The sequence below is a fragment of the Phaeovulum sp. genome (assembly GCF_041596715.1).
GTDB lineage: Bacteria > Pseudomonadota > Alphaproteobacteria > Rhodobacterales > Rhodobacteraceae > UBA6213.
On record NZ_JBFHIA010000017.1, the window covers coordinates 1 to 22149 of the forward strand.

At 63.6% G+C, this 22149-nt stretch carries 21 protein-coding genes and 1 tRNA gene; 13 read left to right on the forward strand and 9 right to left on the reverse strand.

Annotated elements, in window-relative coordinates; genetic code table 11:
- Positions 1-27: 27 nt before the first annotated feature.
- Together mdoH and ABY403_RS02300 are read right to left on the reverse strand one after the other, a co-directional pair.
- Complete coding sequence (gene mdoH / locus ABY403_RS02295; RefSeq protein ID WP_372838278.1) at positions 28-1803, reverse strand: glucans biosynthesis glucosyltransferase MdoH; 1776 nt, start codon at positions 1801-1803, stop codon at positions 28-30.
- A 206-nt stretch (positions 1804-2009) separates the two neighbouring features.
- Positions 2010-3632, reverse strand: a complete 1623-nt coding sequence (locus tag ABY403_RS02300) for a glucan biosynthesis protein (protein WP_372838280.1) — start codon at positions 3630-3632, stop codon at positions 2010-2012.
- 730 nt (positions 3633-4362) lie between these two features.
- Here ABY403_RS02300 and ABY403_RS02305 point away from each other — a divergent pair.
- The 4 genes from ABY403_RS02305 to ABY403_RS02320 all read left to right on the forward strand — a co-directional run bounded on the left by ABY403_RS02305 (position 4363) and on the right by ABY403_RS02320 (position 9899).
- Complete coding sequence (locus tag ABY403_RS02305) at positions 4363-6549, forward strand: VapE domain-containing protein (protein WP_372838283.1); 2187 nt, start codon at positions 4363-4365, stop codon at positions 6547-6549.
- Positions 6550-7017: 468 nt separating this feature from the next.
- A complete protein-coding gene (locus tag ABY403_RS02310; RefSeq protein WP_372838286.1) occupies positions 7018-7539 on the forward strand; it encodes a hypothetical protein in 522 nt (173 codons plus the stop codon).
- Between the two features lie 85 nt (positions 7540-7624).
- Positions 7625-9304 carry a phage terminase large subunit family protein gene (locus ABY403_RS02315; RefSeq protein ID WP_372838288.1) on the forward strand — a complete coding sequence of 560 codons (1680 nt, stop codon included), beginning with the start codon at positions 7625-7627 and terminating at the stop codon, positions 9302-9304.
- Between the two features lie 22 nt (positions 9305-9326).
- Complete coding sequence (locus tag ABY403_RS02320; protein ID WP_372838290.1) at positions 9327-9899, forward strand: hypothetical protein; 573 nt, start codon at positions 9327-9329, stop codon at positions 9897-9899.
- A 7-nt stretch (positions 9900-9906) separates the two neighbouring features.
- Here the strand turns inward: ABY403_RS02320 and ABY403_RS02325 are convergent, their stop codons facing one another.
- Positions 9907-10164: a hypothetical protein gene (locus ABY403_RS02325; RefSeq protein WP_372838293.1), complete on the reverse strand. Its 258-nt coding sequence runs from the start codon at positions 10162-10164 to the stop codon at positions 9907-9909.
- 257 nt (positions 10165-10421) lie between these two features.
- Between ABY403_RS02325 and ABY403_RS02330 the strand changes: the two genes are divergently transcribed.
- Genes ABY403_RS02330 through ABY403_RS02360 form a run of 7 tightly spaced genes read left to right on the forward strand, consistent with a single transcriptional unit; the run spans position 10422 to position 15096 of the window.
- The gene (locus ABY403_RS02330; protein WP_372838296.1) at positions 10422-11063 is read left to right on the forward strand and encodes a hypothetical protein; all 642 of its coding nucleotides are present in this window, start codon (positions 10422-10424) and stop codon (positions 11061-11063) included.
- A 1-nt stretch (position 11064) separates the two neighbouring features.
- Positions 11065-12438 carry a phage portal protein gene (locus tag ABY403_RS02335; protein ID WP_372838298.1) on the forward strand — a complete coding sequence of 458 codons (1374 nt, stop codon included), beginning with the start codon at positions 11065-11067 and terminating at the stop codon, positions 12436-12438.
- A complete protein-coding gene (locus ABY403_RS02340; RefSeq protein WP_372838301.1) occupies positions 12431-12619 on the forward strand; it encodes a hypothetical protein in 189 nt (62 codons plus the stop codon). Before ABY403_RS02335 ends, ABY403_RS02340 begins: the two co-directional genes overlap by 8 nt.
- Positions 12613-14340, forward strand: coding sequence for a prohead protease/major capsid protein fusion protein (locus ABY403_RS02345; protein WP_372838303.1), 1728 nt, complete (start codon positions 12613-12615; stop codon positions 14338-14340). The genes ABY403_RS02340 and ABY403_RS02345 overlap by 7 nt, the downstream gene beginning before the upstream one ends.
- 1 nt (position 14341) lies before the next feature.
- Positions 14342-14557: a phage head-tail joining protein gene (locus ABY403_RS02350; protein WP_372838306.1), complete on the forward strand. Its 216-nt coding sequence runs from the start codon at positions 14342-14344 to the stop codon at positions 14555-14557.
- A gap of 1 nt (position 14558) precedes the next feature.
- The gene (locus ABY403_RS02355; RefSeq protein WP_372838308.1) at positions 14559-14888 is read left to right on the forward strand and encodes a DUF2190 family protein; all 330 of its coding nucleotides are present in this window, start codon (positions 14559-14561) and stop codon (positions 14886-14888) included.
- 22 nt (positions 14889-14910) lie between these two features.
- Positions 14911-15096, forward strand: a complete 186-nt coding sequence (locus ABY403_RS02360) for a hypothetical protein (RefSeq protein ID WP_139231383.1) — start codon at positions 14911-14913, stop codon at positions 15094-15096.
- On the opposite strand, the gene ABY403_RS02365 is transcribed toward ABY403_RS02360, so the two are convergent.
- From ABY403_RS02365 to ABY403_RS02385, 5 genes are all read right to left on the reverse strand, one after another.
- A complete protein-coding gene (locus ABY403_RS02365) occupies positions 15078-16349 on the reverse strand; it encodes a DUF6538 domain-containing protein (protein ID WP_372838312.1) in 1272 nt (423 codons plus the stop codon). The two genes, ABY403_RS02360 and ABY403_RS02365, sit on opposite strands and share 19 nt — an antisense overlap.
- 146 nt (positions 16350-16495) lie before the next feature.
- Positions 16496-16585 (reverse strand) — tRNA-Ser (locus ABY403_RS02370).
- Positions 16586-16679: 94 nt separating this feature from the next.
- Complete coding sequence (locus tag ABY403_RS02375) at positions 16680-17426, reverse strand: SDR family NAD(P)-dependent oxidoreductase (protein ID WP_372838315.1); 747 nt, start codon at positions 17424-17426, stop codon at positions 16680-16682.
- A gap of 69 nt (positions 17427-17495) precedes the next feature.
- Positions 17496-18368, reverse strand: coding sequence for a YgcG family protein (locus tag ABY403_RS02380; RefSeq protein ID WP_372838318.1), 873 nt, complete (start codon positions 18366-18368; stop codon positions 17496-17498).
- Positions 18365-19747, reverse strand: coding sequence for an aspartate aminotransferase family protein (locus tag ABY403_RS02385; protein WP_372838321.1), 1383 nt, complete (start codon positions 19745-19747; stop codon positions 18365-18367). Before ABY403_RS02385 ends, ABY403_RS02380 begins: the two co-directional genes overlap by 4 nt.
- Positions 19748-19869: 122 nt before the next feature.
- Between ABY403_RS02385 and ABY403_RS02390 the strand changes: the two genes are divergently transcribed.
- Positions 19870-20328 (forward strand): Lrp/AsnC family transcriptional regulator, encoded by a 459-nt coding sequence (locus ABY403_RS02390; protein WP_372838324.1) that lies wholly within the window; start codon positions 19870-19872, stop codon positions 20326-20328.
- Positions 20328-20939: a LysE family transporter gene (locus ABY403_RS02395; RefSeq protein ID WP_372838326.1), complete on the forward strand. Its 612-nt coding sequence runs from the start codon at positions 20328-20330 to the stop codon at positions 20937-20939. The genes ABY403_RS02390 and ABY403_RS02395 overlap by 1 nt, the downstream gene beginning before the upstream one ends.
- Before the next feature lie 16 nt (positions 20940-20955).
- On the opposite strand, the gene ABY403_RS02400 is transcribed toward ABY403_RS02395, so the two are convergent.
- Positions 20956-22134, reverse strand: a complete 1179-nt coding sequence (locus ABY403_RS02400) for a pyridoxal phosphate-dependent aminotransferase (RefSeq protein ID WP_372838329.1) — start codon at positions 22132-22134, stop codon at positions 20956-20958.
- Between the last annotated feature and the right edge of the window lie 15 nt (positions 22135-22149).

The following is a 22149-nucleotide window of genomic DNA, read 5'->3' on the forward strand; positions in this document are numbered from 1 at the left end:
TGCAATGACGTAGGAAAGAGCCTTGCGCTAGGCAATCTTTGGCTGCGGAACTTCGGTGTTCCAAGCCGCCATTATCGCGTTGTGGCGGGCCAGAACTTCCGGCGGGAAGACATCCGCAGGAACGGGAAAGCGGCTGTTGGACGTGGGCCGAGAGGTCCACCAGATAAGAATCGGCGCAAGGATCATGGGCAGGGCCACGGGCAGCAGCCAAAGGGTCAGGACCGGAGCCAGAAATTGGGTGATTGCAATGCCCGCAATACCCCACAGGCTGATCCAACGCCCGGCGGCCCAGCTTTCGTTTCCGCTTAACCCGCCGTCGCCACGATTGTTGGGGGGCCAACCGCCATCACTGCCCATCAACACCTGAATCACCGACCGGCTTTGAAAAGCCAGAAGAATTGGGGCAAGTAGCGACGATAGGGCCAATTCTGCCAGAACCGCGCGCATGCCTTTGCCGACACCGCCAAAGCGCTGGATGCGGCCAGTCACAATCGCATCGAGGCCGATCAGAAACTTTGGCAATACGAGAAGACCGAAGATGCCGAGTGCAAGGCCGATCGCCTTTGCTGTCTGATCGTTCGGAAAGACGGGGAAGGGCCAATTTGCTTCGGGGAAGTAATTAAGCTCGCTAGCCAAAGGGATCGCTGCGATGGAGGCGGCAATAAAGGCCAGCCAAATCAAGGGCGCGGCATATGCGAAGATGCCCTGAAACAAGGCAAAACGGCTCCACGGCAACAATCCGGGCGCGCCAAGGACTTTGCTGTGCTGTAGGTTCCCTTGGCACCACCTGCGATCGCGTTTTGCGTGATCGATGATATTTTCGGGACCACCTTCAAAAGAGCCTTCAAGGTCATCATCCAGTCGCACCCGCCAGCCCGCGCGCGCCAGCAAGGCCGCCTCTACCGAGTCGTGGCTTAGGATGTAGCCGCCGAATGGCGGCGGGCCGGACAAGGCCGGAAGGCCGCAGCTTTCTGCCCAAGCTCGGACCCGCACAATGGCGTTATGGCCCCAGAATGGCCCAGACCGGCCTTGCATGGCGGCAAGGCCCCGCGCAAAGGCCGGGGAATGGAATGCCGCCGCAAACTGCATTGCCCTGCCAAAAATCGACCGGGCACCAATGACGCGCGGCAAGGTTTGCAACAATCCAAGGTCTGGATCCGCTTCCATCCGGCGGATCATTTCCAGAATGGTCGCGCCTTCCATCAGGCTATCCGCATCAAGAATGACGGCGTAATCCCATGCCCCGCCAGATTTCGAGATAAACTCTTCGATGTTGCCAGCCTTGCGGCCTGTGTTTTTGATGCGGTGGCGATAGAACATGCGCCCTTTCGCGGATTGACGCGCGAGCAGTCGCGCAAACCAATGGCGTTCCAAGGCGGTGATGGCATCGTCACGGGTGTCGGATAGAACCGCAAAATCAATCTGCGGAACGGGGCCGCAGGCAGAAAGGGAATCGTCCATCGCAGCGATCCGCGCAAAGGTTGCGATCGGGTCTTCGTTGTAGATGGGCACAATCACCACGGTCTTGCCGCGAATTGGGCTGCTGGTCTGCATTTCTACGCGGCGGCGAGAGGTAAGGCCAAGAAGCGCCGTTGCCGCGCCCCAAGCAAGCCACCACGTGGACAATACGATGAGCAACGCACGCACCACGTCGATCAATGTCAGGCCATCGACGGCACCATAGATGACAAAGGCCATTCCGGCAGCCGTCGCCGCCAAAAGGCTCGATGACAAGGCAAGCAGGCGCGGCACAGTTGATCGGTGCATAGTCAAAGGGTGGTGTGGCTCGATTGCCGGCGTCATGGATCAGCCAGAGCGACGAACGCTGTGTCTCAGCAAGGTCAGCCGCGCAACCAGTTGGACGGCAGCGCGTCGAACAAATCCATCGGTCGGCTGGATGACCTGCTTTGGCATCACCAAGGGTGCGTTTGGCGGGGCCATGAAACTGGGCAGGCGATCAATCCGCTTTGCCGGTTTGGCGCGCTTGGCTATTTTGGGCAACTTATTGGTCATGCCGCGACCCATTGATACAACCAATTCTCGGTCAACCTGCGCCCGTATCCCGCGACGTGAGCCCTGAGTTCCACAGCATCACCCGATTCCGCCAAAACATCGATCACAAGGCGCCAAACCTTCGCGTCCTCGATCTTTGACAAGGTCAGCACCGCGATTTTGCCCCCCGACACCGAAACCACAGGCTTCACTTCGGCGTCTTGCGGCAAAGACGCCAACATGCCGCCAGCAAAATCCACGACAAACTTGCGCGTGCCGTCGTTGTTCTCAACGCCCGAGACCCCGCCAAGACCTGTGCGGGTTTCCAGAACGAAGGCGATATCTGCCAAAGCGTCTACAGGTAGCGCGCCCCAATGCATGCGATAGGAGAACTCGCGCATCTCACCGGGGACGGCCTTACCTTCTGGCACCCAGAAAGCGACAATATTATCATTCACTTCATGCTGGGTAGGAAGCTCCACCAAGCGCACCGCGCCACGGCCCCAGTCCCCCATCGGCTCGATCAAAAGCGATGGCCTGCGTTCGTAATGCGCCGCCGCGTCTTGATAGCTTTCAAAATTGCGGTCGCGCTGCATCAGGCCGAAGGCTTTCGGGCTTTCCTCGGTAAACCAGCTCTCTGACAAGCGTACAGGGTTGTTTAGAGGGCGCCATATCGTGTCGCCATCTTGCCGGTGAATGATCAGACCATCGCTGTCATGGACATTGGGTCGGAAGTCATCAAAGTTCGCGCGGTTTTTCTCTGAAAAGAGGAACATCGAGGTCAAGGGGGCAATGCCCACCTGCTCAACCTCGGTCCGGAAGAACAGGCGCGCCGTTACGTCGATCACTGTGTCCGCGCCGGGCGTGATGACAAGGCGATAGGCACCTGTGCAACTCTCGCTTTCCAATGCGGCATAGACGGTGATCTGGCGGGCAAAGGGAACGGGCTTTTCGATCCAGAACCGCGAGAAGAGCGGAAACTCTTCTGCCCTGCCAAGACCGGTGTTGATGGCAAGGCCACGGGCCGAAAGACCATAGGTGTTCCCGCGCCCAACGGCCCGGAAATAACTGGCCCCCAGAAAGGCGATGACCTCGTCAAACTGATCCACACGGTTGAGCGGTGCGTTCAAGCGAAAGCCCGCCACGCCGGCCAGCGGTTCGTGTGGGGGGACACGGTCCTTGACCCGGTCGTAATAGAGAAAATCATCGGTCGAAAAGGCCATCGGCCGCGCGATGCCCCCATCCACCTCGAACAAGGTTACCGGTTCGGCGAAAAGCCAACCAAGGTGAAACGCATGGAGGTGAAAGCCTGCCTCTGGGCCCGCCCATCGGGCTTGCTTCGGGTTGAACTGAACGGCCTGGTAGTCGTCATAGTTGAAGTCCGAAAAGAAGCCTTCAGCCTTTGCCGCGGGGCTGTGATCCAGCTGAGCAAGCGCGCGCACTTCCTCGGTCAACACGTCAAAGTCAAAGGCCGAGCCGACCGGGGCCGCAGGGCCTGAAGCATCTGCATTCAGCGGCGCGGATTGGGCCAAGGCACTTCCCGACAGGGCCGTGCTGCAGTGCAGAATCACAATACCCCCTAGGCCAGCCATAAAGGCACGGCGGGGTAAACTGGCGTAAGAGCCAGGCTGGACCGACATGGAGACACCCAATTCTGATTCTAGAAAAACTCAATATATCTGGCAGATTGTCACGTATTCAGCCAGATGAGTTGAGATGCATTACATGCATGGCTGCTATGCACATAGCGCCGCCCCATCTTTCTGCGATGCGGCGTTCTCGCTACCATTATCCCGGTTTGGCAGGTGATCTGCCCTTGGCCGGGCGGCGCACCGACGATGAACGGCCCGGCGTGAATATGCGTGCATCGCTAGCCGCAGGTCCACTGGCATGAAGGCGTTTGAAGATGGTGGCCGATAGACAAGTGCGCGCAATGCAGGGCAGCGGCATAAAGATCAGACCCCGAAGCCCCGCACCAGCCTCGTTTGACAAACACCCACCGCCTTTGCCCAGGCCGCCGCCGCGCGACTAGGCCTGATGCCGCGCGATCTTCAAGCTCTGCGCCAGCCGCGTTGCGCCGCGCGCCTGATGGGCAAAGCCAAAAACCCGGAGTTTGCTTGCGATGGATAAAGGCTGGGTCAAGTGGCGGAGAGACAGTCCGTCGTTTCGACTTCGTCAGACTAAATTATAACATCAAATCAGCTACTTACAAAATTCGCGCGCCGCAAAATGTGTTGCAACTTGTGTTGCAAAATCTGGTGGCGATAGACCCGATTCCCGATAAACTCGGAAATGGAAACGCCCCCGGCTGGCTGACCGGGGGCGTGGAAGAAGTGCACCCTCATGCAGAGGCCCATAGGAAACCAAAAGATGCCTGATAAGAATACGAAATCTGCCGATGCACGGCAACCCCTGACGCTGACTCGCTTCCCGACACGCGGCGCTTTTCAGAAAAAGGAACTGACCCTCTCGCTGGCCGATCTGGCGCGCTGGATTGCGGACCAGCGGGCGGCCAGCAAGGACCGGCTGCCTTGGCTCAAGCTGGCGAAATTCGGCCCCGACCTGAGCCGCAACAATAGCCTTCGCCACAATGCCAATGTGCGCAGCGTGACCGGCCTTGAAGCGGACTATGACAAGGGGGAGATGACGCCCGAGGCGGCCCGCGATGCCCTGAAGGCGGCGGGCGTGGCCGCGCTGATCTATACGACTCCCAGCCATAGCCCCGAGAAGCCACGCTGGCGCGTTTTCACGCCGTTCAGTGGCCCGTTGCCGCCCGAGGCCCGCGAAGACCTCATGGCACGGCTCAATGGCGTCCTTGGGGGCGATCTGGACCCGGCCAGCTTCACCCTGTCGCAATCCTATTACGCGGGCAACGTGGAAGGCGGGACTCCTGTCGAAACCTTCCTTGTGGACGGGCAGCCGATTGACACGGTGGAAGGCTTGGCCCCGATCTACAAGGACGGCGGCAGCGTGAAGCGCGAGCGCCGGGCCGCTTCTGGTGAGGGCGAGGGGCTGGCCCTGAAGCACGTCCGGGAAGCCCTTCTGACGATCCCCAATGACGCGAGCAACCCGGACGCGGCAGAGCGTGGATGGTGGCTGCAAATGGGCATGGCGCTGCACCATGCGACGGGCGGCAGCGAAGACGGGCTGGTCCTGTTCCATGAGTGGAGCGAGCGGCACCCCAGCTATGGCCCCGACGAAACTGAAACCGTCTGGCATTCCTTCGGGGGCGGCGGCAAGAACCCTCGCACCTTCGCCACGATCCGCGCGGAAGCGGAGCGCCGGGGCTGGATCGACCTGTCCCCCTTTGATGACGTGATCCCCGCCGATGAACTGGCGGAGATTGAAGACCTGATCGGCTTGCCTGCGATCCCCGAAGGCCCGGATTGGGGCAGCGTGATCCGGGAACGGGGCAAGCCCGTGAACAACCTGAACAACGCGATTGTGTATCTGGGGCGGAACCTCGACTCGATCCTGCCCGGCCTTCGGCACAACCTTATGACCCGGCGGGATGAATGGTGCGACGGGCCGTTGAATGACGCGGCCCTTGCTCTGGCGCGGACGGGGCTGGAACGGCGCGGCTTGCGCACCGTCGGGAAGGAACTGGTGGCCGACGCCGCCCTGACCGTGGCCCGGCATTTGCAATACCACCCGATCCGGGACCAGTTGCGGAGCCTCCACCATGACGGGCGCGAGCGGCTGGACTCGTGGCTGGTGCGCCATGCCGGGGCGGCGGACACGCCCTATTCTCGGGCCGTCGGGCGCAAGTTTCTGATTCAGATGGTGGCCCGCGTCATGGAACCCGGCTGCAAGGCGGATCACACGCTTGTTCTGTCCGGGCCGCAGGGCCAGAACAAATCGACCGCCTGCCGTATCCTCGCCGGGGCGGAGTATTTCAGCGATACGCTGCCCAGCATCACCGGGGACAAGACGGACGCTATTCGCCACCTGCAAGGGAAATGGCTGGTGGAACTGGCCGAACTCGCACCGTCCCGCAAGAGCGAGGCCGAAGACCTGAAAGCCTTCCTCTCTGGCGCGATTGACCGGGTGCGGCTGCCCTACGCCAGATTCGACGAGTCGTTCCCCCGGCAATGCGTTTTCGTGGGCACGACTAATGACGACCAGTTCCTTCGGGACGCGACGGGCGGGCGGCGCTTCTGGCCGGTGGCCGTGGGGCAGGTGATCGACGTTGAAGCCCTCGCCAGTGAGCGGGACCAGCTTTTTGCCGAAGCCGTGGCCGCCTATGACGCGGGCGAACCGTGGTGGCTGGATCGGGACTTTGAGGCGGAACACGCGCGCCCGGTGCAAGAGGCCGCCCGCGAGTCCGATAGCTGGGCGGATGACGTGGCCGAATGGCTGGACAAACCCGAAGACGATTTCGACGGACCCGGCGAGGTGAAGACGGTTGTGACGCTTTCCGGGGTTATGAGCGCGCTTGGCCTCACCAGCGGGCAGCAAACGCGGGCGAACCAGAAGCGGGTGGCCGACATCCTGCGCACCCTTGGCTGGGCCAAGATTCATACGGAACATGGCAAGCGGTGGGCTAGGGCAGCATGATGACCACGGCGGCAACATATCACAGTCGGCTGACCCTTCCTGACCCTTGGGCTGACCCTTATGGGTCAGTCGTAAGGCCCTGTTTTCCCTTGGTGAATCCCTTGGCTGACCCTTCTGACCCTTATCAGGGCAAAAAGAGTGCTGGGGGACAGAAGCAGGGCCAACGCCACCAGTGGAGAGGGCAGCACGGGGGCTGGGGGCGTAACATAGGGGTTTTAAGGGTCAGTAGGGTCAGGATTGCCCATTTGTCCTTTAATACCAATGCTTTGAGGCTGACCCATGCAAGGGTCAGGAAGGGTCAGCAGATCATGGGCAGCCACGGCAGTCCGATGACCGCCACGGGTCCTTCCGGGGGCGTCGGGGTGCGGGGGACGCGGAGCCCCGGCTTTTCGCTCTGCACAAGAAAATTGAAATCGAAATTCCCTTTGCCGCCGTGGGTGGCTGACTAGGGCTGAGAGGCAGGAAACAATGCTGGAAAACATCGACGAAATCGAGATGGCCGAAATCGCCGCGCTGGTGGGCGACCCGGAAGACCCGTCCGAGACCGACGACATGGTGAACGCCGCCACGCTGGCCGACTGGCTGGGGCTGACCCCGAACCACGTTTCGGCACTGGCAAGGGAAGGCATTCTGCCCCGCACCCCGGCCAAGCTGTTCCCGCTCCGCCGGGCGATCCGCGCCTATTGCGGCCATGCCCGCACCGGGTCCGTGGGCCGCAAGGTGGACGCCGAGTTGGCCGCCGAGAAACTGCGCGCCGCGCGGGCCACCGCTGAGAAGCTGGAAATCGCCAACGCCAAGGCGCGGGGCGAGATCATCGCCGCCGCCGAGGTGGAACGCGCGTGGGCCGACGTGCTGCGCGGCCTTCGGGCGGGCTTCCTTTCGCTGCCGTCTCGCGCTGCCGCGAAGCTGGGGCACCTGACCCCGCACGACCTTGCCGCACTGGATGCCGAAGTCCGCGACGTTTTGATGGAGATTGCCGCCGATGACTGACACGCTTGCCCGCACCCGTCGCAACGCTCTGACCGCTCTGAAGCCCCCGCCGCGCCTGTCCCTGCCGGATTGGATCGAGTCGACTATGCGGCTTCCTGAAGGCGTGTCCGCTACGCCGGGCCGTGTCACCCTCTGGCCTTATCAGACGGGTATCGCAGAGGCCATTTCCGACCCGCTGGTGGAGCGTGTGACGGTGGTGAAGCCCGTCCGGGTGGGGCTTACCACGCTTCTGTCGGGCACGGTGGCCGCATACATCGCCAATGAGCCTTCGCCGATCATGGTCCTTCAGCCGACCGAGGCCGACGCCCGCGATTACGTCGTGAGCGACCTCGAACCGATCTTCGGGGCCACCCCCGAACTGCGGAACCTGCTTTCTGCGGAGGCCGACGAGTCCGGGCGCAACACCCTTCTGTCGCGCCGTTTCCCCGGTGGCAGCCTCAAAGTCGTGGCCGCGAAATCGCCCCGGAACCTGCGGCGGCACAACGTCCGCGTTCTCTTGATCGACGAAGCTGATGCGATGGAACCGGGGGCCGAGGGCAGCCCGATCACGCTTGCTGAACGCCGCACCCTGTCCTTCCCGAACCGCAAGATTGTGCTGGGCAGCACCCCCACGATGGAGGCCACCAGCAACGTCCTGCGCAGCTACGCCGCCAGCGATATGCGGGTGTTTGAGGTGCCTTGCCCGCATTGCGGGGAGTATCACGAAATCGCTTGGGCGGACATTCAATGGCCCGAGGGCGAGCCGCACCGCGCCGCCTATGTCTGCCCGCATTGCGGGGCCGTGACCGAGGAACGCCACAAGCCCGTGATGGTGACGGCGGGCCGCTGGCGGATCACCCGCCCGGAGGTGCAAGGCCATGCCGGGTTTCGGTTGAATGCGCTTGTCTCCACGCTGGCGAACGCCTCATGGGGGAAAATCGCCCAAGAGTTTCTGGAATCGAAAGACCACCCCGACAAATTGCAGGTCTGGACCAATACCCTCATGGGGCAGGGCTGGCGCGAGGCGGCGGAGGAAATCGACGAAGCGGCCTTGGCGGCCCGTGCCGAACCCTTCGCGCTGCCGGACGCGATCCCGCCCGAGGTGCTTTTCGTGACCGCCGGAATCGACGTGCAGCGCGACCGCTTGGAGATGGTTTTCCTTGGCTGGGGCCGGGATGAAATATTCATCTTGGGGCAATCGGTGATCTACGGGGACCCGATGGGGGACGACGTTTGGGCGGAACTCGACGACGCCTTGCGGACGGTTTGGAAGCACCGGAAGGGCGGCTTCCTGCGGATCGACGCGGCGGGCGTGGACGCGGGCGACGGGGTGACGATGGACCGAGTCCTGGGATTCTGCCGCCCGCGCATGTCGCGCCGCATTTATGCCGTGAAAGGGGCTTCCGGGAACCGCCCCACGATCCGCGCCAGCGACACCCGAGGCGCGCGGCTGTTTATCGTCGGGGTGGACTCGGTCAAGGGGCAGCTAATGAACCGCCTCGCCCGTGGCGGCTCTGTCCGCTTCAGCGACACTTTGGAAGGCCGTTTCTACGAAGAATTGGCCGCCGAACGGCTGGTGGTGCGCTATCGCAAGGGCGCTCCGCTGCGCCAGTGGGAGAGGGTGCCGGGCCGTCGGGCTGAGTCCCTTGACTGCGTGGTCTACGGCATGGCCGTGCGGGCACTGGTCAACGCGGACGTGGACCGACGCGAAGGTGAGGTGGAATCGAAGACAACGCCGAAAAAGCCCGCTACCGTGGTGAAAAGCCGTTGGTTAGAGGGGCCGTAAATTGAGAAGTTCATTCCTTGCCGTGGGCATTGCCGCCTGTTTTGCACTCGCTTCGGGACAGTCTCTTGCTTCGACCAAGGAACTTGAAAGCGCGATCTACAAAGTGATTCCGTTCGGCGGTGAACCCTACGTCTCGTTGGAAACGCGCAAGGCATATGTGACGGTGTTGCTCGCCTACTGGAACGACTTCGATAGCCGAGTCCCGCGCTTGTCGCCTTCTGAGAACGATTGGATCAAACAGGAAATGGGTGCGCAGGGTGCGCGCCTGACCCGTGCGCTAAACTCTCGGGAATACGCCTTGTTTTCCCTCTCGCTGGACGTTGATAAGTGCGTTTCGTCGCTCAACAAGCTGAATGACGCCTATGCAGATTCAGCCAAAGCACAAACCGAAATGTTCCTCTGGCTGGGCATGGTGAAATGCTACAGCAACATGGACGCGATGATGAGCAACTTGCAACGGGCAGAACTCTCGAACGGCAGATTCGATGGCCCGTTTTATGCCGTCGGTTCAAACCTGATAATGGGCGCTTTGCTGGATAAGGTGATCCCGTCAGCGATGGCCGACACGATGGGCTGGACTATCAGCGCGAATTGAAAAGCACTTAGGCGGGCAGCGGGCCACGACCGTCGCGCAGGGCAAGGACCCGATTCAGCATCGCCGTGAATCCCGTGTCGCGGGAGAAGTCGTCATCAATGGCGTCCGCGATCTGAGCATCATTCCAAGACAAGCTGGCGAACTCGCCAGAGCGAACGCACCAGTTGCCCACGATCCGCTGCGCCGCTGCGTGGCGGGCAGGGTGAATCTCGCCCGTGATGTAGGGCGCGAAAAGGCTGTGAGCGCTGCGAGTTTTGCGGTCCATCTGACGTTCCTTGGCGGTGGTTTGCGGCGGGCGGGGAGGTATCAAAACACCGCCCGCCGCATTGGCACGACATGGGTGGGGACCACCAATCCCCACGCCCCTAAATAACCGATTGCCGCGACCGGAGTCAACGCAGGAATTTCGACTGTCTAATCTTGTTTGACTGTCAAGAAGAATTTTACTATGCAAAAACAAAGGTTTGACTCCGGTCGTCGCAATCGGGTAATCAGGGAATCGCCAGTATGGAGGCCCTGACAATGACCCATGATTCCCGTGATCCCGAATATGGTGGCCCGCTCTGGGTGCCGCTCGACGCGCCCGACGAAGACGGCGTGACCACCGAACAGGCTGCGCGCGCGCTGGCCGATGGCCGCCGTTTCGACGAAGCGCAGGCGACCGCGTTTTTCCGCAATCGCCTGAAGGCGGGCAGCATCAAGCCCTATGGCCGTTCGACGACGGACGGGCGGCGACCCTACCTTTTCCGCAAGGAACAGGTCCTCGTGGCGGCGGTCCTGCGCCGTCTGACCGAACTCGGGCTGACCGGCATTCCCGTGGAAGTCGCCACCTCGCGCCTTCAGCATTGGCGCGCGGACAGCCGCAACCCGGGCCGCGCCGAGGTTGGCCCCGGCCTTCCGCCGCCCGCCGAGACGCCTGCCGCTCGTTTGTGGGCTGAGTTCGAGACTGGCCTTCCCTTCTATGTCGCTCTGCATCTGCGCTGGGTGGGGCGGCTGGGGGCGACGAATTGTCGGGCCTATCTCTCCCTTGGCGACGGCGAGTATTTCGGGCAGCGGCCCGAAGACGACACCAGCCCGGACCCTGAACAGCCGGTGGCTGACCTGATGGTGCCGATTTCGCCGCTTGCGCTGGTCCTCGTGTCGCGTCTGGCGAAGGCGGACTGATATGGCGTTCCCGTTCCTTTCCCGCGTCTTCACCCGGCCCGCCAAGGCGCAAGCCGTCCGTCGCTTTGATGGCGCGGCGGGCGGGCGGCGCGGGTTTGGGATGGGCACTTTCGGGCGCGTCAATTCGGAAACTGCCGCCGCGCCTGTCCTGCGGTCCCGTGGCGCATATCTCGCCAACAACAACCCGTGGGTGCGTAACGGCGTCGACAATTGGGCCGCCTCGCTGGTGGGGCCGGGTATCGTGCCGACGCCCAAGCATCCCGACGCTGCGACCCGTGCCGATCTGACGGCGGCCTTCGGGACGTGGGCTGACCATGCCGACGCGGACGGGCGGACGGATTTCTTCGGGCTTCAGGCGGATGTGGCGCGCGGACTGGTGATCGACGGCGAGTCCTTTGTGCAGGTCATCCCGACCGAAGACGGGCCGCGTCTCCGCTTGCTGCCGCCGGAACTGGTGGACGAAAGCCTGACTCGTGAGTTGGGCAACGGGGCCGTGATCGTGCAGGGCGTCGAGTTCGACGCTGAAGGCCGCCGGGTGGCCTACCACGTTCTCCCCTCGAAACTGACCGACGTTTTCGCCAATCACGCGCCGCCGGTCCGCGTTCCTGCCGACGAAATCCTTCATGTGATGAAGCCCTTGGCGGCTGGTCAGGTGCGCGGCGTCTCTTGGCTGGCCCCGGTCATCCTGAGCGCGTCCGATTTCGACCAGTTGACCGACGCCCTGCTGATGGGCGCGAAGGTCGCGGCGATGCACTCCGCCTTCCTGATCGACCTGAACGGGACGGGCGGCGAACCGTATGATGGCACGGGCGAGGGCGGCATTCTGGAAACCGGCTTGGAGCCGGGCACCATGAAGCGCCTTCCGACGGGTTACGATGTCAAGTTCAACACCCCCGGCCAGTTGACGGAGATTGGCGCTTTTCTACGCTTGCAGCTTCAGCAACTCGCGGCGGGCCTTGGGCTGCCCGATCACCTTCTGTCGGGCGATCTGAGCAACGCCAACTATTCGAGCCTTCGGGCCGGGCTTTTGCCGTTCCGGCAGCGGGTGGAACAGATTCAATACGGGGTCTTGGTCCCGCAGTTCCTTGCGCCGATCTGGCGGCAGGTCGTCGCCTTCGCGGTGCTTTCCGGCGATCTGGCCGCGCCCGACTTTGAGGCCGCGCCGCGCGCCTATGCCGCTGAATGGCTGCCGCCCGCTTTCATGCAGGTCGATCCGGCCAAACAGGTTCAGGCCGACGTGGCCGAACTCGAAGCGGGCCTCACGTCGCGCCGCAAGCTGGTGGCGCAACGCGGCTGGTCCCTCGAAGACCTCGACTCCGAAATCGCCGCCGATCCGCGCCAGAACGCCCAGAAGACGGAGTCGTCCGATGCCTGACTACGATTACGACGCATATTGCAAAAAGCTGGCCCGGAAGGCCGGGGCGTCTGACGAAATTCGCGGCCCCACGCTGACCCTCGACCCGAGGCGGGCGACGGTGATCGTCCTGCCGAAAGAGGGCCGCAAGCTGACCGCCAAAGACAAGGAATTTTCGGAATGGAAGCGCAAACTTTGCTGACCCGCCGGGCCGCCTTCGCGCCCGACACATTCAACGCAGACGCGGGGACGGTTGAGGCCGTTATCTCCACTTTCGCGCCCGTGCAGCGCAAGGGCTTCCTTGAACGCCTTGACCCGGCGGGGCTGGACCTCTCGCGCCTTATCGGTGCGCCGGTCCTTGACGGCCACCGCCAAGGGTCCGCCCGTGACGTTGTGGGGAGCGTTGCCGCTTATCGGATGGAGGAAGGCGCACTGGTGGCGACCATTCGCCTGTCTGGCGCGGCGGACGCGGCCCCTATCGTGGAGCGGATCAAGGAAGGGACGCTGAAAGGCGTGTCGATTGGCTACCGCGTCACCCGGTGGACCGAGTCCACGGACCCCAATTCCAAGACCCGCATTCGGACGGCGGCGGCTTGGTCGATTTCGGAAGTCAGCGCCGTCCCGATCCCTGCCGACCCCGGCAGCCAATTCAGGAGTCACGAAATGGAAGAAGACGACATCAAGACGGTGGAGAACCCCACCGCTGCCGAGACCCGCGCCGCGATCCGCCAGATTGCGCGTAGCGCGGGCCTGACCGCCGAATGGGCCGATGCCCAGATTGACGCGGAAGCCACGCTGACCGAGGCCCGCGCCGCCGCTTTCGACGAAATGCAGCGCCGGACGCCCGCGCGCATCCGCACCGCCGCCCCGGCCAACGCCGATCCGGCGGCGCTGCGCACCCGTCAGGCCGACGCCCTCGCGTTTCGCATGGCCGGGGGCGAACTGCCCGACGGCTCGCGCGAGTTCGTCAATATGTCGCTCCGCGATATGGCCGCCGATGCCCTGACGCGGGCGGGCGAGTCCACCCGTGGCCTGAGCGCCGATGAACTGTTCCAGCGCGCCGCCGCGCATGGCACCAGCGATTTCCCCCTGCTGGTCAGCAATGCGATGGGCAAGGTCGCGCTGGACAGCTACCGCGCCGCCGAGTCGCCGCTGAAGGCGCTCGCCCGGCAGCGGACCCTGCCGAACTTCAAGGAAAGCACCAGCAATCGCCTTGGCGAGATGGGCCGCCTTGAGGAAATGACCGAGCATGGCGAGTTCAAAGCGACCAGCCGCGCCGAGTCCGGTGAGAAGATGAGCCTGAAGACCTTCGGGCGGGCGATCAATGTCAGCCGCAGGCTGCTGATCGACGATGACCTGAACATGCTCGGGGACATGACCGCCGCCATTGGCGCGGCTGCGGCCCAGACCGAAGCCGACGAACTGGTCAGCACCTTCACCGGCAACCCGCTTCTGAGCGACGGCACGGCGGTCTTCGCCACCGGGCGCGGCAACATGGCGGCGGCGGGTGCTGACATCACCGAAACGTCGCTGGACGCGGCCCGCCTCGCCATGCGCGGGGTGAAGGGTCTCGACGGCAAGACCATCATCGGGGTCACGCCCCGTTATCTGGTGATCGGCCCCGAACTCGAAACCAAAGCCGAAAAGCTGTTTGCGGCGATCTATGCCGCGACGACTGACGACGTGCAGCCGATCAAGCTGAAGCTGGTGGTGGAACCCCGGATCACCGGCACCGGCTGGTTCGTGATGGCCGATCCGGCGGCGGTTCCGTCCTTGCAGTTCGCTTACCTGTCCAGCGCCCAAGGGGTGCAGATTCAGCGGCAAGAGGCGTGGACCACGCTGGGCCTTCAGTATCGCGCCTTCCTCGACTTCGGCACGGGCTGGGCTGACTGGCGCGGCGCTTACTTCAACGAAGGCGCGTAATATGGCGACCGTGGCCGAACTTCAGAAAATGCGGGCGGACCTCTTGGCCGCCCGCGCTGGCGGCGTCCGGCGCTTCCGGGACCAGAATGGCGAAGAGATCGAATATCGGTCTGACGCTGAGATGGCCCGCGCGCTGGCTGCGCTGGACGCGGAAATCTCCGCCCAGACGGCCCGGCCCGCCAACACCATCCTGTTCAAAACCTCGAAAGGAATCTGAGATGCGCAACTTTGTTCAACCCGGTGACAACATCACCATCACGGCGACCGCCACCGCCACGTCTGGCCAAGGCGTCCTTGTCGGCAACCTCTTTGGCATTGCTGCCGGGAATGCCGAGATCGGGGACTCCCTCGACCTTGTGACGGTGGGCGTCTTCACCATGCCGAAGGTCAGCACTGACGTTCTGGCCGTGGGCGATGCCGTCTTCTGGGACGACACGGCCAAGCTGGCGACCGCCGACGACGACACCGGCAACAATGCCGAGATCGGCCTTGCCGTCACCGCCGCCGCGAACCCCAGCGGGACCGTCAACGTCCGGCTGAACGGCTAAGACGATGCGGGCGGCCACCACCATGCAAACGGACTTGGAGCGCCTTCGGGCGGCTCTTGAGACCGTCGCCAAGCTGGTGGTGGCCGATCCCGTCTATGCGCCGATTTTCAGCCGCCTAGAGGCCGAAATCGCGCAAGAGGAAGCCTTGCTGGCGAATGACGTGGTGGCCCGCGCTCGCGCGGTTGCCGCTCAAAGCGCCACCCGCTGAATCAGGTCCCGAACGTGGGCCAGCGAAGCCCCCTTGCCGTAACGCTCCCGATCAAGGGCGTGGCCGAAAAGGTCGCGCCTGATCCGTTCATCTATGCCCGCTGCCAAGAGTCGATCCTCAAAGCTATGCCGCAACCCGTAGAGAGAATGTCCCGGCGTCTCCATGAGACCATTGGCGCGAAGGTATTTATTCACCGTCGCGGACAGGCTGGCGGACGTGGTGCGGTATTTGGGGAACCCCTTGGGGCAGGTTTTGAAGGCGTCCAGCGACACCCCCACCAGCGGAATGACGCGGCGGGCGTTACGGGTCTTCAACTGCCTGTCGACCGGCTCAATGGAGATATGGGGCACAGGGGCGTCCAGATGGATTTGCGCGCCCGTCAGGGACGCCAGTTCGCTGGGCCGCGCGCCCGTGTTCACCATCGCCAAGAGGATGCACCGGGCGTCCTTGTTCAGCCCGTCAAGCGCGCCGGGCTTCAAGAGGTGGTCCTTGATCCAGCTTTCCGAGAAGGGCGGGCGCTGGCGCGCTTCGCCTTCCTTGAAGGACAGATCGGACAGGGGCAGCACCAGCCCGAGGCGCTTCATCTTGTTGACCGTCTTCAACACGTCCCCGAGGTGAATCAGGTCCTTGTTGGCGCTGTTCGGGGTGAGGTTGTCGGACTCCAGCTTCTCAAGCCACCAGCCCCGGAAATCCAGCATGTCGTCGCCCGTAATGTCGGGCAGGGCCTTGTCCCCGACCACCTCTATGAAATTGCGCACGGCTTTCAGACGCGGATTTTTCCAGCGGCGAAGCTGGTCATCGCTCTTGCCAAGGGTCTTATCGGCAGCCAAGCCCCAATAGAGATCGAGCGCCCGAGAGACCGTTATTTGCGGTTCAGGGACGCCGCCCAGAACTGCCGCCGCCTCGCGCGGGTCCGGCTCACCGTCGCGCCCTTTGACGGCCTCCACGCGGGCCAGAAGGTCTTCGCGGGGCAGATCGGCCACGCGGGCCGCCGGAAGGTATCGGAAGCCCCGCACCGCCGCCAATTCCTTGGCCGCGTCAAAGCGCCGTTCCGCGTCCGCCGTGTCGCCCGCCAGCCGGGCTTCCCATGCCTCGACCAGATGTTGCCACGCGATAGGGGCCTTCTGTTTGGCAATGGTTTCGGAATCGGTGTGAAGGCTAATCCAGACGCTCTTGCGGTCATCAACCCGCTGGTATCGCGTCGGGACCCGCTTCCGCAGGTGGTAAGTGCTGCCGCGCTTCATAATGGTCATGGCCGGACTCCCGGTTTTGCCCCGTGCTGCGATTTGTGCGGCAAAATGTGTAGCAAATCAAGCCACAATAACGGACACGCCGGGCGGCGGTTTTCCGTAACGTCTTGTTTTGTCTTGGTAATTGCTGATTTCACGTTGGGGAAATCTGGCGGAGAGACAGGGATTCGAACCCTGGGTGGGCTTTCACCCACAACGGTTTTCGAGACCGCCGCATTCGACCACTCTGCCACCTCTCCGCGGTAGGGCCGTCATGGTGGCGGGATTTATCGTGCTGCGCGGGGGCTTGCAACCGCTATTTGTGCCGCGTCTGCGCGGGGCGTGCGATTGCGCTCAGCGCATCCGCAACGCACCGTCTAGGCGGATCACCTCGCCGTTCAGATAGCCGCATTCTAGGATGAAGCCGACCAGCGCTGCGTATTCGGCTGGGTCGCCCAAGCGGCGCGGAAAGGTGACTTCTGCGGCGAGGCTTTCTTGCACGTCGGCGGGCAGGCCAGCCAGCATTGGCGTGGCAAAGATACCGGGGGCGATGGCGCAGACGCGCACCTCTTGGCTGGCCAGATCGCGCGCAAGCGGCAGGGTCATGCCCGCGATACCGGCTTTGGAAGCGGCATAGGCGGCCTGACCCTTTTGCCCGTCAAAAGCGGCAATCGAGGCGGTGTTGACGATCACCCCGCGCTCGGGCCCGGCATTGGTGGCCATTTCGGCGGCGGCAAGGCGGATCATGTTGAAGCTGCCGATCAGGTTGATCTCGACGGTGCGCGCAAAGCTTTCAAGCTTGTGCGGGCCAGCGCGCCCCACCACGCGTTCGCCGGTTGCGATGCCCGCGCAGTTTACAAGCACGTTCAACCCGCCCATCGCCGCCTTGGCCGTGGCAATTGCCGCGCTGGCGCTTGCTTCGCTGATGACATCGACCTCTACAAATCCGGCACCGATCTCGGCCGCCAGTGCCTTGCCGCGCGCCGCGTCGCGGTCGGCGATCGTGACCTTTGCGCCAGCGCCGCGCAGATGCCGCGCGGTTGCGGCCCCAAGCCCCGAGGCCCCGCCGGTGACAATTGCCTTTACCTCGCCAAGTTGCATCGCATTGCCTCTAGATATAACTGAACGTTTGTTCAGAAACTAACGGGCACCTGCCTTGCGCGCAAGCCGCTACCATTTGCCGGATGCGCCGCCGCCAGAGGATGACCCGCCCCCGAAACTGCCGCCCGAGGAGGAAGAGGACGAGGTGTCGGGAATCGTATAGCTGGTCGTAACACTCCAACTGCAATGGTCGCAGTGTGTGAGTTTTTCACCTTGGCCGCGACTGGCGCTTGTTGGTTGCACCAGCACATGGCGTTCGGTGTGTAGGCCGCGTTGGCCGCATTGCGGGCAGCGGCGATAGCGGTCAATGAACTGGCCCAGCCTGCGCCGAAAGACCAGCGACAGTATACCGAGAGCAAAGAGAAACTCTGCCGCCACAACGGCAATTGTCAGCCCCGCACTGCCTGAACTGGGCGCACCGATCGGCACCTCGCCCTCGCGCGGTGCAAGCCCTGCAAAGCGGCGCGCGATATGCGCGATAACCGCTTGGGTTCCAGCGAGAATACCCTGATCATATTGTTCGGCGCGAAACGCGGGCAGCATCACGTTGTTGATGATGTCTTGCGCGGGCAGATCATATTCAGGGCTGTAGCCCGAGCCCAGTTCGATGCGCATTTCGCGGTCATCGCGCACTACCAGAATCAGAATACCGTCATTGCGCGCCGCATCGCCAATGCCCCAAGCGTTGAAAAGCCCTGTGGCGAATGCCTCGATCGAGGGCGAGGGGTCATAGCTCGCGCGGCTCTCGATGGTCAGCACCGTCAGTTCCACCCCCGTCTCAGCGCGCAGTGCTTCGATCTCGGCGATGACTTCGGCTTCGATATCGGGCGCCAAGAGGTCGGCGTAATCGTTGAGCGTGGTGGTCAAATGCTGCGGGTAGGGTTCTGCACCCACGGCCAAAGGCGCGAGCATCAGTGCAAGTGAAAGCAGCAGGCGTTTCATGGCAATAACTCCGATACGACCGTCGCGATCATCGCCACGTCCTCAGCGGTGCAGTCAAATTGGCCGACTTGAACGCGAATGGCGTAGCGCCCTGCGTGGCGGGTTTGGGTCAGATAGATACGACCGTCGGCGTTGATGCGCCCCAGTAACGCCTCGGTTGCGGCGTCGCCCGATGTCAGCGCAAAGCTGAACAGCGAAAGGGAAGGGGGCGTCACAGTCTCTACCCCCGGCAGTGCGGCAAGACTGGCCGCGGCCTCTTGCGCCCAAGTCACATGGTTACGGATGCGCGCGCGCAACCCCTCTAGCCCGTAGGCGCGCAGCAGGAACCAAAGTTTCAGCGCCCGAAAGCGGCGGCCGAGCGGCACGGTCCATTCGTTGAAATTGGTAATCTCTTCCTGCCCCGGCGTTTCCAGATAGGCGGGGCGCAGCCCCAGCGTGCGGATCTGCGGCCCCGGATCGGCCAGAAATTGCAACGAGCAGTCGAACTGCGCACCAAGCCATTTATGCGGGTTCATCACCACCGAGTCCGCCGCCTCGGCCCCCGCCCAAAGCGCGCGGTATTCGGTGCAGATCATCGCGCTGCCCGCCCATGCGGCATCGACATGGCTCATCAGCCCTTCGGCGCGCGCAACCGCCACCACCTCGCCGATGCGGTCAAAGGCACCAACCGATGTGCCGCCCGCGCAAGCCACAACCCCGATCGGCAACATTCCCGCCGCCCGGTCGGCCGCAATAGCGGCGCGAAGCGCATCGGCGCGCATTGCGCCGCTTGCATCGGTTACGATCTTGACGAGGTTCTCCTGCCCTATCCCGGCCAGCCGCGCCGCCTTATCGACCGAGGAATGGGTCTGATCCGAGGCGTAAAGCCGCAAGCGCGGTGCCCCTGAAAGCCCCTTGCTCAACCCCTCCCAACCCAGCGCGCGTTCGCGCATGGTCAGCACCGCTGAAAGCGTTGCGGTGGTGGCGCTGTCATGAATGACACCGCGCGTATGCGGCAGGCCCAGCGCCGCTGCCAGCCAGCGCAGCACCACCACCTCCATCTCGGTCGCGGCGGGCGAGGTTTGCCACAGCATCGCTTGTGCGGCCATCGCGTTGGCCAGTTGCTCTGCCAGCATCGAAGCAGGGGCGGCGTTGGCCGGAAAATAGGCGAAAAAGCGCGGGTGCTGCCAATGCGTCATCGCACCCGGCACAAGGCGAATGAAATCATCCCAGATCGTCTGCATCGGCTCTGCGGCCTCGGGTGCCAGATCTGGCAGCGCCTTGGCAAAGTCGCCGGGCGCGATGTCGGGGCGCACTGGGCGGTCGCGCAGACTTGCGTGGTAATCGGCGGCCCAGTCAGCCGCGTGCTTGGACCAATGGCGCAGATCTTCGTGGTTCATGATGCGACTCCTTTCGCCAAACAGTGCACGAGGCGGGCGCGGTTGCAAGGCGCGGTGTGGGATTGAGGCGTTGCGAAAGAGTGGATATATTGCGGAGATAAACGTTATTGGCAGGAATAAAAATGGCGCAAGACGATACAGACCGCAAGATCACCGCAATACTCGGCGATGACGCGCGTCAGCCTCTTGCCGCACTTGGCCGCGCGGTGGGGCTTTCGACCTCGGCGGTGAACGAGCGTGTCCGCCGCCTGAGCGAGGCAGGGGCCATTCGCGCGCTGCGCGCCGATGCCGACCCTGCGGCCTTCGGTCTGCCGGTGCGCGCCTTCGTTTGGCTGGCGCTCAACCCTTCGGCCTCCGAGCCCGCCTTTCGCGCCGCCATCGCCGCGCGGCACGAGGTGACCGCTTGCCACCACGTCACCGGCCCATGGTCCTATCTGCTGCAAATCCAACTGCCCGATCTGGCTGCGGTCGAGGCATTTCTTGGCAGCCTCAAGGAGGAAGGCTGGCTCGCGCGCAGCGAAACGATCCTAGCGCTTTCCGAGGTGGTGGCGCCGCCCTTTCGCTACCGCGGCGCGCCGTGATGCTGTTTCTCAAGGCGCTGGCAGTGGGGCTGGCGATCGCCGCACCGCTTGGCCCCATTGGGGCGCTGTGTATTCAGCGCACGCTGGCGCGCGGCTTCTGGGCGGGCGTGGCAGGCGGGTTTGGCACGGCGCTTGCTGATGCAAGCTACGCTGCACTGGCGGCAGCGGGGTTTGCCGCTTTTGCGGCGGTGCTGGCCTCGGTCTCGGTGCCGCTGGGGTTGGGGGGCGGCGGGTTCTTGCTCTGGCTCGCATGGCGCGGCTGGCCGCGCAGCGCGCCAAGTGCGCAGCCCGCCGCCGCACCTGCCGCGCGCGGCTTGCTTGCGACCACATTGGCAACCTATGCGCTTACCATAGCCAACCCGGCCACGATCCTGTCCTTTGCCGCGATTTTCGCGGGCCTCGGGCTTGCCGAAACCGCTGGTCTGGCCGCAGCAATTACCGTGGTGGCGGGCATCTTTTCGGGGTCAATGCTGTGGTGGGGCGCGCTTGCGGGCGGCATCGCGGCGGCGCATCATCGCCTGCCGGATGCCTTCGCGCTTTGGGTCGCGCGCCTCTCCAGCCTGATGATGGGCGGGTTCGGCCTCTGGTCGCTGGCGCGCGTGCTCGGCTGAGCCGAAGCGCGCCGCCTTAGGGCAGCAGCGCCTCGGCAAAGGCGCGCAAGCGACCGAGGGCATCTTCCAGCACCGCATCCTCTTGCGTCAGCGCAATGCGCAGATGCCCCGCTGCCGCCCCGCCAAAGCTTTCACCCGGCATCACCCCGATCCGCGCCTCGTCAAGCAACCGCCGCGCGAATGCATCACCCGAAAGCCCGGTGGCGCGGATGTCGGCCATCACATACATCGCCCCCGCCGGATGGATCAGCCGCACCGCTTGGCTGCCGCCCAACACGCGCGCTGCGATATCGCGCCGCCGCCGGTAGGGCGCGGCATTGCGCGCCTCGGCCTCGGCACCCTGCCGCAGGGCGAAGAGGGCCGCATCCTGCACAAAGCCGGGCACCCCGTAGGTGGTGTTGATCGCCAACTGGTGCGCCGCTTCCACGACAGCTTCCGGTGCCACGATCCAGCCGATCCGCGAACCTGTCATCGCATGGCTTTTCGACAGCGACCCCAGCACCAGCGTGCGCTCCTCCATCCCCGGCAAGGTGCGCGGGCTCACATGCCCGCCTTCCCAAACCTGGGTGTCATAGACCTCGTCCGAAATCAGCCACAGATCGCGGCGCTGGCAAACCTCTGCTACCCCGTCGAGCGTCGCGCGTGAATAGATCACGCCGGTCGGGTTGTTGGGGGTGTTGATCAGCAGGGATTTCGCCCCACTCGCGCGCGCCGCTGCATCAAGCGCCGCGACCTCGGGTTGAAAATTGTTCTCCGGCCGGGTCGGCACCGCCAACGCTTCGGCACCGCCCGCACGAATGGTGCCGGGGTAGGTGGGGTAGAAGGGTTCGATGTAAAGCCCGGTGTCACCTGCATCAAGTGTCAGCATATGTGCTGCAAAAAGCGCTGCCTGCCCGCCGGGGGTAACAATCACCTGCTCTGGTCGGGTAGCAACACCGGTGCGCGCCTGCACCCGTGCCGCGATTTCGCTGCGCAAGGATCGCTGCCCCTCGATGTCGGTATAGCCGGTATTGCCGCCGCGCGCCGATGCATCCATCGCCGCCAAAATTGCAGGATCGGTTTTCACATCGGGCTCGCCGATCGTCAGCATCGTGACCTGTTTTCCCGCCGCGATCATCTCGCGCGCCCGAAATAGAATTGCCCAGCCGTCGCCGGTTGCGCCCAACATATGCGCATAGCGCGCCGCAAGTTTCATCTTTCACCCTCCGCA